The 13,586-nt window shown below is 72.0% G+C and carries 10 protein-coding genes and 1 pseudogene; 5 read left to right on the top strand and 6 right to left on the bottom strand.

What is annotated here, in order from left to right; translation table 11 throughout:
- From IE244_RS26495 to tkt, 5 genes are all read right to left on the bottom strand, one after another.
- Positions 1 to 353, bottom strand: a 353-nt coding sequence (locus IE244_RS26495; RefSeq protein ID WP_506005173.1) for a phosphoglucose isomerase-related protein, incomplete at its 3' end; no start/stop codon positions are given.
- 1 nt (position 354) lies between these two features.
- Positions 355 to 1,281, bottom strand: coding sequence for a glucose-6-phosphate dehydrogenase assembly protein OpcA (opcA, locus tag IE244_RS26490; protein WP_191876079.1), 927 nt, complete (start codon positions 1,279 to 1,281; stop codon positions 355 to 357).
- Entirely contained in the window at positions 1,278 to 2,870 is a 1,593-nt protein-coding gene (gene zwf, locus IE244_RS26485) for a glucose-6-phosphate dehydrogenase (protein WP_191876078.1), read from the bottom strand. Before zwf ends, opcA begins: the two co-directional genes overlap by 4 nt.
- Complete coding sequence (gene tal / locus IE244_RS26480) at positions 2,867 to 4,012, bottom strand: transaldolase (protein ID WP_191876077.1); 1,146 nt, start codon at positions 4,010 to 4,012, stop codon at positions 2,867 to 2,869. The genes zwf and tal overlap by 4 nt, the downstream gene beginning before the upstream one ends.
- Positions 4,013 to 4,043: 31 nt before the next feature.
- Positions 4,044 to 6,119 (bottom strand): transketolase, encoded by a 2,076-nt coding sequence (tkt, locus tag IE244_RS26475; RefSeq protein WP_191876076.1) that lies wholly within the window; start codon positions 6,117 to 6,119, stop codon positions 4,044 to 4,046.
- Between the two features lie 146 nt (positions 6,120 to 6,265).
- On the opposite strand from tkt, the gene IE244_RS26470 reads away from it, so the two are divergent.
- Entirely contained in the window at positions 6,266 to 7,156 is an 891-nt protein-coding gene (locus tag IE244_RS26470; RefSeq protein ID WP_191876075.1) for a helix-turn-helix domain-containing protein, read from the top strand.
- Between the two features lie 37 nt (positions 7,157 to 7,193).
- Here IE244_RS26470 and IE244_RS26465 read toward each other — a convergent pair whose 3' ends face one another.
- Entirely contained in the window at positions 7,194 to 8,594 is a 1,401-nt protein-coding gene (locus tag IE244_RS26465) for a glycoside hydrolase family 16 protein (RefSeq protein WP_191876074.1), read from the bottom strand.
- A gap of 424 nt (positions 8,595 to 9,018) precedes the next feature.
- Between IE244_RS26465 and IE244_RS26460 the strand changes: the two genes are divergently transcribed.
- The 4 genes and pseudogenes from IE244_RS26460 (at position 9,019) to IE244_RS26445 (ending at position 13,586) form a co-directional block, all read left to right on the top strand.
- The gene (locus IE244_RS26460; RefSeq protein ID WP_191876073.1) at positions 9,019 to 10,023 is read left to right on the top strand and encodes a hypothetical protein; all 1,005 of its coding nucleotides are present in this window, start codon (positions 9,019 to 9,021) and stop codon (positions 10,021 to 10,023) included.
- Positions 10,020 to 11,228, top strand: a complete 1,209-nt coding sequence (locus IE244_RS26455; protein ID WP_229854331.1) for a S8 family peptidase — start codon at positions 10,020 to 10,022, stop codon at positions 11,226 to 11,228. The genes IE244_RS26460 and IE244_RS26455 overlap by 4 nt, the downstream gene beginning before the upstream one ends.
- Positions 11,229 to 11,465: 237 nt before the next feature.
- A pseudogene (locus IE244_RS26450) lies at positions 11,466 to 12,080 on the top strand (DUF4981 domain-containing protein); the annotation flags it as partial.
- Between the two features lie 168 nt (positions 12,081 to 12,248).
- On the top strand, positions 12,249 to 13,586 hold the full coding sequence (locus tag IE244_RS26445) for a 6-phospho-beta-glucosidase (RefSeq protein WP_191876071.1): 1,338 nt from the start codon (positions 12,249 to 12,251) through the stop codon (positions 13,584 to 13,586).

Here is a 13,586-nt window from a genome sequence, read left to right as displayed (position 1 = left end):
TCGCCGTCGACCTCGACCACCGCGTCCCGCGCGGCACGCAGCGCGGTGTGCAGCACGGCCCGCCGCTCGGTGACGTTGATCCTCTCGCCGCGGAACATGGCGTCGCGCAGCGCGGACACGCCGGTGGCGGTGGCGAGTTCCTGGAGCAGGGCCAGGGTCTCGTCGGTGATCAGGTGCTTGCTGTAGTCGATGTACAGGTCACCGACCCGCACGACATAGCGCTCGGCGCGGCCGGGGTCCGCCGCGAACAGCTCGCGCAGGTGCGGCTGGGTCTCGGCACGGTGGTCGGCCAGGGCCGTCCACTCGGGCCGGTTGGTGAGCTTGGGAAGCCCAAAGGACTGGGACTCTGCCATCTCAGGCGTTCTCCTTGGCGGCCTCGCCCTTGAGGGCGATGGCGTACATCTCGTCGGCGTCGAGGCGGCGCAGCTCCTCGGCGATGAGTTCGGAGGTGGGGCGGACCTTCAGGGCCAGGGTGCGCGGCGGCTGGCCCGGCAGGGTCAGGCTCGCGAGGGGGCCCTCGGGGCGGTCGATGACGATCTCGCCGTTCGCGGTGCCGAGGCGTACGGCGGTGACGACCGGGCCCCCGGTGACCACGCGGTCGACGGAGACGTTCAGGCGGGCCTCCAGCCAGCGGGCCAGCAGTTCGGCGCTCGGGTTGTCCGCCTCGGCCTCGACGGCCGCCGAGGTCACCTTCACCCGGGCCTGGTCCAGGGCGGCGGCCAGCATGGACCGCCACAGCGTGAGCCGGGTCCAGGCGAGGTCGGTGTCGCCGGGCGCGTAGTTGCGTGCGCGGGTCTGCAGCACCTCCATCGGCCGCTCCACCGCGTACAGGTCGGTGATCCGCCGCTGGGCCAGCGCGCCGAGCGGGTCCTTGGAGGGGGTGTCGGGCGCCTCCACCGGCCACCACACGACCACCGGCGCGTCCGGCAGCAGCAGCGGCAGCACGACCGAGTCGGCGTGGTCGGACACCTCGCCGTAGGTACGCAGCACGACCGTCTCACCGGTGCCGGCCTCGGAGCCGACCCGGACCTCGGCGTCCAGCCGGGAGTGGGTGCGGTCGCGCAGGGTGCGGGCGTGCCGCTTGATGACGACCAGGGTCCGCGAGGGGTGCTCGTGCGAGGCCTCCTCGGCGGCCTTGATCGAGTCGTAGGCGTTCTCCTCGTCCGTGACGATGACCATCGTCAGGACCATGCCCACGGCCGGGGTGCCGATGGCGCGGCGGCCCTGCACCAGCGCCTTGTTGATCTTGCTTGCCGTGGTGTCGGTCAGGTCGATCTTCATGGCCTGCGCCAGCTCCGTCCGTCTCGTGCGAGCATCTCGTCCGCTTCACTCGGTCCCCAGCTGCCCGACGCGTACTGCGCCGGCCGGCCGTGCGCCGCCCAGTACTCCTCGATCGGGTCGAGGATCTTCCAGGACTCTTCCACTTCCTGGTGACGGGGGAACAGATTCGCGTCGCCGAGCAGCACGTCCAGGATGAGCCGCTCGTACGCCTCCGGGCTGGACTCGGTGAACGACTCGCCGTACGCGAAGTCCATCGACACGTCCCGGATCTCCATCGAGGTGCCCGGCACCTTCGAGCCGAACCGCACGGTCATGCCCTCGTCCGGCTGGACCCGGAAGACGATGGCGTTCTGGCCCAGCTCCTCCGTCGCGGTGGAGTCGAACGGGGAGTGCGGGGCCCGCTTGAAGACCACCGCGATCTCGGTGACCCGGCGGCCCAGCCGCTTGCCGGTGCGCAGATAGAACGGGACGCCCGCCCAGCGGCGGTTGTCGATGCCCAGCTTGATCGCGGCGAAGGTGTCGGTCTTCGACTTGGGGTCGATGCCCTCCTCCTGGAGGTAGCCGACGACCTTCTCGCCGCCCTGCCAGCCGCCCGCGTACTGTGCGCGCACCGTGTGCGCGCCGAGGTCCTCCGGCAGCCGCACCGACTTCAGCACCTTCAGCTTCTCGGTGAGCAGCGCCTCCGCGTCGAAGGCGATCGGCTCCTCCATGGCCGTGAGGGCCATCAGCTGGAGCAGGTGGTTCTGGATGACGTCACGGGCGGCGCCGATGCCGTCGTAGTAGCCGGCCCGGCCGCCGATGCCGATGTCCTCGGCCATGGTGATCTGGATGTGGTCGACGTACGACCGGTTCCAGATCGGCTCGTACATCTGGTTGGCGAAGCGCAGCGCCAGGATGTTCTGGACGGTCTCCTTGCCGAGGTAGTGGTCGATGCGGAACACCTGGTCCGGCTCGAACACCTCGTGCACGAGGGAGTTCAGCTCCCGCGCGCTGGCCAGGTCGTGCCCGAACGGCTTCTCGATGACCGCGCGCCGCCACGAGCCCTGGGGCGGGCTGGCCAGGCCGACCTTCTTCAGCTGCTGGACGACCTTCGGGAAGAACTTCGGCGGGACCGAGAGGTAGAAGGCGAAGTTGCCGCCGGTGCCGCGGGAGGCGTCCAGCTCCTCCACGGCGTCCTTGAGCTGCTTGAAGGCGGTGTCGTCGTCGAAGTCGCCGGGGATGAACCGCATGCCCTCGGCGAGCTGCTGCCACACCTCCTCGCGGAACGGGGTCCGGGAGTGCTCGCGGACCGCGTCGTGCACGACCTGCGCGAAGTCCTGGTCCTCCCAGTCCCGGCGGGCGAAGCCGACGAGGGAGAAGCCCGGCGGCAGCAGCCCCCGGTTGGCCAGGTCGTACACGGCCGGCATCAGCTTCTTGCGGGACAGGTCACCGGTCACACCGAAGATGACCAGCCCGGACGGGCCGGCGATCCGGGGGAGCCGGCGGTCACGGGCGTCCCGCAGCGGGTTCACCCAGTCGGCGGCCGGGGCCACCGGGACCCGCACCGGCTCGGGTGCGGGTGCCGCTGCGGCGGGTGCGTTCTCGGTCATCGGGCGTCAACTCCCTTGCTCTTCAGGGACGTCGCTACGGCGTCCAGCAGCTCCTGCCAGGCGGCCTCGAACTTGGCGACGCCCTCGTCCTCCAGCTGCTGGACGACCTCGTCGTAGGAGATGCCGAGCCGCTCGATGCCCGCCAGGTCGGCGTGCGCCTGGGCGTAGCCGCCGGTCACCGTGTCGCCGGTGATCTCGCCGTGGTCGGCGACGGCGTTCAGGGTGGCCTCCGGCATGGTGTTGACGGTGCCCGGGGCGACCAGCTCGTCCACGTACAGGGTGTCCTTGTAGGCGGGGTCCTTCACACCCGTGGAGGCCCACAGCGGGCGCTGCTTGTTCGCCCTGTCCCCGGCCAGCGCCAGCCAGCGCGCGGAGGCGAAGACCTCCTCGTAGGCCGCGTAGGCGAGCCGGGCGTTGGCGAGCGCCGCGCGGCCCTTGAGGGCGAGGGCCCCGTCGGTGCCGAGGGCGGTCAGCCGCTTGTCGATCTCGGAGTCCACACGGGAGACGAAGAAGGACGCCACCGAGTGGATGGTGGACAGGTCGATGCCACGCTCGCGGGCCTTCTCCAGACCGGCCAGGTAGGCGGCCATGACCTCGCGGTAGCGCTCCAGGGAGAAGATCAGCGTGACGTTGACGCTGATACCGAGCCCGATGACCTCGGTGATCGCCGGCAGGCCCGCCTCGGTCGCCGGGATCTTGATCATCACGTTGGGCCGGTCGACCAGCCAGGCCAGCTGCTTGGCCTCGGCGACGGTGGCCTCGGTGCGGTGGGCCAGGCGCGGGTCGACCTCGATGGAGACCCGGCCGTCCCGGCCACCGGAGGTGTCGTACACCTCCCGCAGGATGTCGGCGGCGTCGCGCACGTCGGCCGTCGTCATCATCCGCACCGCCTCGTCCACCGTGACACCCCGTACGGCGAGGTCGCCGAGCTGCTCCTCGTAGCCCTCGCCGGAGCCGATGGCGGCCTGGAAGATCGACGGGTTGGTGGTGACACCGACGGCGGCGCCGCTCGCCACCAGCTCGGCGAGGCCGCCCGACGTGATCCGCTTGCGCGACAGGTCGTCGAGCCAGATCGACACGCCCTCGTCGGCGAGACGCTTGAGGGCTCCCGGGGTCGCGATTGCTTCGGTCACAGTGATCATCTTTCTTTCGGGAAGGTGTCGGGCGCCGGTGTCAGGCGCGCGCGTCGGCGAGCGACGCGCGGGCCGCCGCGGCGACGTTCTCAGGGGTGAAGCCGAACTCGGCGAACAGGGTGCCGGCGTCCGCTGAGGCGCCGAAGTGTTCGAGGGAGACGATGCGGCCCGCATCGCCCACGTACCGGTACCAGGTCAGACCGATCCCGGCCTCCACGGCGACCCGGGCCTTCACGGCCGGGGGCAGCACCCGCTCGCGGTACGCGCGCGGCTGCTCCTCGAACCACTCCACGGACGGCATCGACACCACCCGGGTCCCGGTGCCCTCGGCCTCCAGCAGCTCGCGCGCGGCCACGGCGAGCTGCACCTCGGAGCCCGTCGCGATGATGACCACCTCCGGAACCGCCGTCGAGGACTCGCGCAGCACGTACCCGCCCTTGGCCGCGTCCTCGTTCGGCGCGTACACCGGCACGCCCTGGCGGGTGAGCGCGAGCCCGTGCGGGGCGGGGTTCGTGGCGTGCCTCTTCAGGATCTCGGCCCAGGCCACCGCGGTCTCGTTGGCGTCGGCCGGGCGGACGACGTTCAGGCCCGGGATCGCGCGCAGCGAGGCCAGGTGTTCGACGGGCTGGTGGGTCGGGCCGTCCTCGCCGAGGCCGATGGAGTCGTGCGTCCACACGTACGTCACCGGCAGCTGCATCAGCGCCGACATCCGCACGGCGTTGCGCATGTAGTCGGAGAAGACCAGGAAGGTGCCGCCGTAGATCCGGGTGTTGCCGTGCAGGGCGATGCCGTTCATCTCCGCGGCCATGGAGAACTCGCGGATCCCGAAGTGCACGGTACGGCCGTACGGGTCGGCCTCGGGCAGCGGGTTGCCCTGCGGCAGGAAGGAGCTGTCCTTGTCGATGGTCGTGTTGTTCGAACCGGCCAGGTCGGCGGAGCCGCCCCACAGCTCGGGCAGCACCGGGCCGAGCGCCTGCAGCACCTTGCCGGAGGCGGCACGGGTGGCGACGGACCGGCCCTCCTCGAACACCGGCAGCGCGTCCCGCCAGCCCTCGGGCAGCTCGCCCTTGCTGACGCGGTCGAACAGGCCGGCCCGCTCCGGCTGGGCGGCCCGCCACTCGGTGATCCGCTTGTCCCAGGCCGCGTGCGCCTCGGCACCCCGGTCCAGGGCCCGGCGGGTGTGCTTGAGCACCGCGTCCTCGACCTGGAAGCTCTGCTCCGGGTCGAAACCGAGGACGCGCTTGGTGGCGGCGATCTCGTCCGCGCCGAGCGCGGAGCCGTGGGAGGCCTCGGTGTTCTGTGCGTTCGGGGCGGGCCAGGCGATGATCGTGCGCATCGCGATGATCGAGGGCCGCTCGGTCTCGGCCCGCGCGGACTTGAGCGCCGCGTACAGGGCGGGCACGTCGACGTCGCCGTCGGCGGTGGGCTCGACGCGCCGGGTGTGCCAGCCGTAGGCCTCGTACCGCTTCAGCACGTCCTCCGAGAAGGCGGTGGCGGTGTCGCCCTCGATGGAGATGTGGTTGTCGTCGTAGAGGAAGACCAGGTTGCCGAGCTTCTGGTGGCCGGCCAGCGAGGAGGCCTCGGCGGAGACACCCTCCTCCAGGTCGCCGTCGGAGACGATCGCCCAGACGGTGTGGTCGAAGGGGGACTCGCCCCGTGGCGCGTCCGGGTCGAACAGACCGCGCTCGTAGCGGGCCGCCATCGCCATGCCGACCGCGTTGGCGACACCCTGGCCGAGCGGGCCGGTGGTGGTCTCGACGCCGGCGGTGTGCCCGTACTCGGGGTGTCCCGGCGTCCGCGACCCATGGGTCCGGAACGCCTTCAGATCGTCCAGCTCCAGCTCGTAGCCCGACAGGAACAGCTGCGTGTACAGGGTCAGCGAGGTGTGGCCGGGGGAGAGGACGAAACGGTCCCGGCCGGTCCACTCGGGATCGGCGGGATCGTGACGCATCACCTTCTGAAAGATCGTGTACGCGGCAGGGGCCAGGCTCATCGCGGTGCCCGGGTGGCCGTTGCCCACCTTCTGCACCGCGTCGGCCGCCAGCAGACGGGCGGTGTCCACGGCACGGCGGTCGAGGTCGGTCCACTCGAAGCCATCGGAAGTCTGCGTGGTCATCTTCAAGAAGTCCTCGTTCGGTGCGGGATGGCTGGCCTGACGCGTTCAAACTTAAAAGTCTGACTTTTTCGAAGAAAGGTCGGGGTGTGTCAGCCTGTGGTGAATCTGGGACAGCGACCGCACGACAGGGACGGCACGAAAAGGACATGGCAGGCGGAACCCCTCAGGCCGACGGCGACGGCATCAGAACCTTCCCCTTCCCGACCGAACTGGCCGTCGGCGGCGTCGGCATGCAGATCGGTCCCATGGGCACCGACCACACCTGGCACGCCGACGCCCCCCTGCACCGCGTCCACCGCATCGACTTCCACGTCGTCATGCTGTTCACCGGCGGCCCCGTACGGCACATGATCGACTTCGCCGAGTACGAGGCCGGCGCCGGAGACCTGCTCTGGATCCGCCCCGGACAGGTCCACCGGTTCTCCCGCGAGACCGTGTACCGCGGAACCGTCCTGACCATGCAGCCCGGCTTTCTGCCGCGGGCCACCGTCGAGGCCACCGGCCTGTACCGCTACGACCTCCCGCCCCTGCTGCACCCCGCCCCCGCCCAGCTCACGGCACTCCACGCCGCCCTCGACCAGCTGCGCCGCGAGTACGAGGACACCGCCACGCTCCCGCTCAGCCTGCACACCGCCGTCCTCCGGCACGGCCTCACCGCGTGCCTGCTGCGCCTCGCGCACCTCGCGGCCAGCTCGGCGCAGGCCTCACGGCAGCAGACGGACAGCACCTTCACCCTCTTCCGGGACGCCGTCGAGCACGGCTTCGCCACCAACCACAGCGTCAGCGCCTACGCCGACGCCCTCGGCTACTCCCGCCGCACCCTCGTCCGCGCCGTCCGCGCCGCCACCGGCGAGACCCCCAAGGGGTTCATCGACAAACGCGTCGTCCTGGAGGCCAAACGCCTCCTCGCCCACACCGACATGCCGATCGGCCGCGTCGGGGCGGCCGTGGGCTTCCCCGACGCGGCGAACTTCACCAAGTTCTTCCATCTGCACACCGGGCAGACACCGGTGGCCTTCCGGGCGGAGCTGCGCTGAGCCGTCAGGAAGCCGCCGGCCAGGGCCCGGTGCCCGGTCAGTGGCCGAAGTCGAACCAGTTCACGTTCACGAAGTCGGCCGGCTGACCGCTGGTGAACGTGAGGTAGACGTCGTGGGTGCCGGTGACCGAGCTGATGTTGGCCGGTACCGTCCGCCACGACTGCCAGCCCCCGGTGTTGCCGACGGCGAAGCTGCCGATGGGTGGATTGCTCCGGCTGTCCAGCCGCACCTCCACCAGCCCGCTCACCCCGGACGCGGCCCCGCTCGCCACCCGCGCGTAGAACTGGGTGGCGGGTGTGGAGCCGAAGCCGACGCCCTTGTACAGCGCCCAGTCGCCGTTCGCGACGTAGCCGATGTCCTGGCCGCCACCGGTGTCGGCGGTGTTCTCGGAGGTGATGCCGGACTGGCTGTCGCAGGACTCGGCCTGGATGGCGCCGTAGGCGTCGCGGCCGCCGGACGGCGGGGGAGTGGTGCCGCCCCCGCCGCCCGAGGACCGAAGGACCTGCACATAGTCGACGGCCATCGGGTGGCCGGGCTCCGTGGCACTGGTCGGGCCGCCGCCGAACGCCCCCGGGAAGCCGCCGCCCATCGCCACGTCCAGGATGACGAAGAAGCCGTGGTTCGTGGCGTCGGCCCAGGTCGTCGCGTCCATCTGGTTCGCCGTCACCGTCTGGTAGGTCATGCCGTCGACGGAGAAGCGGATGGCCTCCGGGCTCACCGAGCGGTCCCACTCCATGGTGTACGTGTGGAAGCCCGACTGGCAGGTGGTGCCCGGACACGCGGTCGAGTTGCCGAGGCCCGTCGTCTCGTTGCACGGGCCGCCGGGGTTGGTGCCGCAGTGCAGGGTGGCCCACGTCTTGTTCAGACCCTGGACGTTCTCCATGACGTCCAGCTCGCCGACGCTCGGCCAGTTCTGGTAGTTGCCCCGGTAGGGCGCGCCCAGCATCCAGAACGCGGGCCAGTAGCCCGCCGCCGCGTCACCGGTCACGTCGGGCATCCGGATCCGTGCCTGCACGCGCAGCTTCCCGCCGGCCGGGGGCTGGAAGTCGGTGCGCGTGGTCTCGATCCGGCCGGAGGTCCAGTTGCCGGAGGCGTCGCGGCGCGGAGTGATCAGCAGGTTGCCGTTGCCGTCCAGTGCCACGTTGTTCGTGTTCGAGGTCATCGTCTCGACCTCGCCGGTGCCCCAGTTCGCGGCCCCGCCCGGGTACGAGGTCCCGGTGTCGTACTGCCAGTCGGCGGTGTCCACGGCGGAGCCGGCCGCGCCGTCGAAGTCGTCGAGGAAGACCTGGTTCCAGTCCGAGGGCGGGGCGGGGGCGGTGGCGTTCGCGGGGGCGGTGGCGGCCGTGGCGACGGCCGCGGCCAGGCCGAGTGTGGCGACGACGGCGACGAGCGCGCGCCGCAGCGGGCGGGGTCTGGTCATGCCGGAGGTATCGCTCATGGGGAGGCCTTCCGGGTGTGGGGTGTCGGGGAAGAACAGGTTCTGAGAGCGCTCTCACGATGCCGCCAATGTCCTCCCCGCCCCTATGACCGTCAAGGCTTGAAACAAGGAAAGTCCGCTGGGTGTCCGTGAGTTCACCCCGTGAAGACTCCCGTCGCCGGTCCGGCCACGCCGGCGGACGGACCCGCCTGACCAGGCATGTCCGATGAGATCGTTATCTGAACTCCACGAGCGGATCACGCCTTGCGTCTGCGAAGGTCATAAGCTGTCGGGAGATTCGCGGGGGCGCCGAAGAGGTGCGCGAGTGGCTGAAGTTGTGCCTCGCCGCATCCGGTGTGCAGGACACCTGAGGTGTGGGCTCTGTCACATGATCCGGACCGGTTGTCGTGCTCCCTCGCAGATTGACCTGTGAGAGGGAAACCCCATGTCTTACCCCCCGCCGCCGGGAAGCGGCCATCCGTACGGGCAGCCGCCCCCGCAGAGCGGTTGGCAGCCGCAACCGCAGTGGCAGAGCCCGGCCCCCGTGCCGCCGCCCATGCCGACGGCACCCCCGGCCGTCCCGGCAGCCCCTTTGGCCCACCCCGCGCCCTCTCCGTACGGCGCCTACTCCCCGCCTCAGGCCCCCGCGCCCGCCCCGTACGGCGCCTACCCCCCGGCGCCGACCGCCGTGCCCGCCCCGCCGGCACCCCCCTCGGGCGCGGGAGGCGGCGCCCGGAAGGTCCTGGGCGTCCTGCTCGGCGTGTCCGGGCTGCTCGGCCTGCTCGGCGGCGGGGCGCTGGCGGCCCACGCGTACAGCAACAGCCGCCAGTCGGTGCCCAATTCGGGTGCCTACGGACCGGTGCTGTGGCGCGACGAGACCGTCGACCACCTCTTCCCGGCGACCATCGGCCAACCGCCCGACTCCACCTACCAGGCCTCCGACAAGAAGGCCGCGCAGTGGAACCGGATGGGTGTCTCCGAGGACACCTCGTGCGCCGCGGGCCTGAGCGGAGAGACCGGCAAGACGGCCCGGCGGCTCGGCTGCAAGGCCGTCCTGCGCGCCACGTACGTCGACCTCAGCGGGGAGACGGTCGCCACCGTCGCCGTCATCGTGCTGCCGAAGGGCGGCACCGCCGCACAGCAGATGGGCGAGTACCTCGACGGCCAGCAGTCGGAGGACATCCCCGACGCCGCGGTGGTTCCGCTGCGGGTCCCGGGGACGCTCGCGGCGAAGTGGCAGGAGAGCCGGCGCAACGGCATGGGCGGCACCGGCCTGGGAGACGACTTCCCCTACGCCGTCGCCGTCACCACAGGCGCCGTCGACGGCCGCGCCTCGTCCACCCTGCCCAGGAACTTCGAGGGGAACGACGCGGACAGGCAGCCCTGGATGGACGCCGCCAAGGCCCTCAGCGAGACGTTCCACACCCACATCCTGAACCTGGCAAGGTGAGACCCGCAGTGAAGCTCAACAAGATACGCGCCACCTGCACCGCGGTCGCCCTCACCGGACTGCTGTCCACCCTGGCCGCCGCCCCCGCGCACGCGGCCACGCCGGTCGGCTGGGAAGGGCGCGCGCTCGGCCTGTCCGCGGCGCAGCGGCAGAGCCAGGGCCGAGGAGTCACGGTCGCGGTCCTCGACAGCGGTGTGGCGGCCGACCACCCGGCCCTGAAGGGCAGGGTGACGACCGGCCCCGACTACCGCCGGGACGGGCTGCGGCCCGGGAACCCGGACTGGGGCCGGCACGGCACCTCCATGGCCTCGGACGTCCTCAAGGTGGCCCCCGGGGCCAGGATCCTGTCCGTGCGCGTCACCTCGGACAAGGACGACGAGCACATCGACGAGAAGGACCTGGAAGAGCTGCGCAAGGGGGGCAGGAGCCCGGCCGCCCAGGGGATCCGCTACGCGGCCGACCACGGCGCCGACGTGATCTCCATGTCCTTCGGCAGCGCGGACGGCTTCAGCACCTACGACGAGGAGGAGACCGAGGCCGTCGCGTACGCCGTCCGCAAGGGCGTGACCCTGCTCGCGTCGGCCGGCAACTCGGGCGACAAGGGCAACGACAACTCCTACCCGGCCGGCTACCCGGGCGTGATCGCGGTGGCCGCCACCCAACGGAGCGGCGCGCGCGCCGACTTCTCCACCGTGCACACCTACAACGACATCGCCGCGCCCGGTGTCGGCATCGTCAGCGCGAGGAACACCGGCGGCTACCGGACGGTCAACGGCACCTCACCGGCATGCGCGCTGGCCGCCGGCGTGGTGGCGCTCCTGTACGGGAAGAACCGGGAACTGACCCCGGCGCAGGTGAACGACATCCTGATCGCCACCGCACATCGTCCCGCGAGCGGTGGCAGCGCCCTGCTCGGCTACGGACGGATCGACGCCGCCGCGGCGGTCAAGGCCGCCGCCTCGCCCCCCAAGGACAGGACGGCGCCGGTGAGCTACCAGGGCAAGGAGCACCTCGCGACGCCGGACGGCACCGCGAAGACCAAGCACGCCCCGCTGGAGCAGGGGCTGTGGATGACGGGCCTGGTCGCCGCCGGTCTGGGGCTGGGTCTCCTGGTCGTCGGTGTCCTCCTCGCGCGGTCGGCCCGCCGCAGGGCACCGGCGGGGCCGACGGGCACGGCGTATCCACAGGGGCCCTTCCCGGGCTGAGCCCGGCGGAGCCCGCCCGTACCGTCCTGTCCTGACCCCGTACGGTCACCCCACGACCGGGGACGGCCGATGAACGGATCTCCGGCGAACGCCGGGAAGGCCGCCTTCCGGCACCACCGGTCCCAGGACCGGGGCGCTGCAGCGGGCGCGGGGGCCGGCTCCGGCCGTGGGCGATGGGCGGCGGGCGGGACGGGGTGGTCCGCGACGGCAGCGGACGGGCACCCGCGCCCTGATCCCGGGAACCCGGTGCCCTCCGGCATGCACCACGGGGCGGCCATCGAGTCCACGCCAAGCCTTCAGGGCGGCTTCATCCGGGAGTTCCGGGGGCAGGGAATCCTGCAGCGCGTGAGCGAGGGAAGACCGGCCGGACGCGCGGGCGCCGGACTCCACGGCGACGGTCTCGCCGGGCCCTGCCGGCACGGGGCGTACGAGGGCGACTTCGGCGGGGCGGTGCCCGACGGCCCGGTCGTCCCGGCCGGGGTGGTCCGGCCCGAGCCGCCTCCGGCTCCGGGCACGCTGTACGAGCACCGGGCGAGCGCACCGCCGGTGCGCATCCGGTGCTACCGGCACGAGGGCGTCGTCGTCGCCAACCACCAGCACCTTCGGGGCCTGGGCTGGCTGACCGGCACCTGGGAGCTGACCCTCGCCGACGGCCGTACGCTGACCGGCCCCGCCCGGTTGCCCGATCTGCGGCCGGGCGAGACGGCCGCCGTACCGCTGCCCTTCGCGGTGCCACGCGACGGCGGCGAGACCTGGCTGGCGCTGCGGGTGACCGTCGCCCGGGACCAGCCGTGGGCGACGCGCGGGACCGAGGTGTGCGTGCCCCGGGTACGGCTCCGCGGGCCCGCCCCGGCCGCGACACCACTACGGTGACGGCATGCCACGTTCCCCCAGGTGCCCGGCGGACGAACGGACGAGCACCCTGGTGACCGACGCTCCGCCGGACCCGGTCACGCCGTCCGCCCCCGGGGAAGCCGGCGCCGAGGTGGCCGTGGCGGGAGTTCCGGGAAGGGAGCAGACGTGAAGCTGACGATTCTGGGCGGCGGCGGATTCCGGGTGCCGCTCGTGTACGGTGCCCTGCTGGCCGACCGCGGGGAAGGGCGGGTCACCGAGGTCGTCCTGCACGACCTGGACGACCGTCGACTGTATGCGGTGACCCGTGTACTGCGTGAGCAGGCCACCGGTGTCCCCGACGCCCCCCGGGTGACCGCCACCACCGACCTCGACCAGGCGCTCACGGGCGCCGGCTTCGTCTTCTCCGCGATCCGCGTCGGCGGGCTGGCGGGCCGGGCGGACGACGAGCGGGTGGCGCTCGCCGAGGGCGTGCTCGGCCAGGAGACCGTCGGCGCGGGCGGCATCGCCTACGGCCTGCGCACCGTGCCCGTCGCCGTCGACATCGCCCGGCGTGTGGCCCGCCTCGCGCCGGACGCCTGGGTCATCAACTTCACCAATCCGGCCGGCCTGGTCACCGAGGCCATGTCCCGGCACCTCGGCGACCGCGTCATCGGCATCTGCGACTCACCCGTCGGCCTCGGCCGCCGTATCGCCCGCGCCCTCGGCGCCGACCCGAAGGAGGCCTACATCGACTACGTCGGCCTCAACCACCTCGGCTGGGTGCGCGGCCTGCGCGTCGCCGGACGCGACGAACTCCCGCGCCTGCTCGCCGACCCCGCGCTGCTCCGCTCCTTCGAGGAGGGAAGGCTGTTCGGTGCCGACTGGCTGCAGTCGCTCGGCGCGATCCCCAACGAGTACCTGCACTACTACTACTTCAACCGGGACGCCGTACGCGCCTACCAGCGAGCCGAGCAGACCCGGGGTGCCTTCCTGCGCGACCAGCAGGCCCGTTTCTACGCGGAGGCCCTGCGCACGGACCGCCCGGCGCTGGACGTGTGGAACCGCACCCGCGCCGAGCGGGAGGCGACCTACATGGCCGAGAACCGGGAGAGCGCCGGCGCGGGGGAACGCGAGGCCGAGGACCTGTCCGGGGGCTACGAGAAGGTGGCGCTGGCGTTGATGCGGGCGATCGCCCGGGACGAGCGCACGACGCTGATCCTGAACGTGCGCAACCGGAGCACCCTGCCGGTGCTCGACGCCGATGCCGTCATCGAGGTCCCCTGCCTGGTCGACGCCAACGGCGCCCACCCGGTCGCCGCCGCCCCGCTGCCGGGGCACGCGACCGGGCTGGTCTGCTCGGTCAAGGCCGTCGAACGGGAGGTGCTGGCCGCCGCCGAATCCGGCTCCCGGCAGACGGCCGTGAAGGCCTTCGCACTGCACCCGCTGGTCGACTCGGTCAACGTGGCGCGCAGGCTGGTCGAGGGCTACACCGAGGTCCATCCCGGTCTGGCGTACCTGAAGTGA

It is taken from the genome of Streptomyces filipinensis (assembly GCF_014649495.1).
GTDB classification, from domain to species: Bacteria; Actinomycetota; Actinomycetes; order Streptomycetales; family Streptomycetaceae; genus Streptomyces; species Streptomyces filipinensis.
This window is presented reverse-complemented; position numbering and strand designations above follow the sequence as displayed.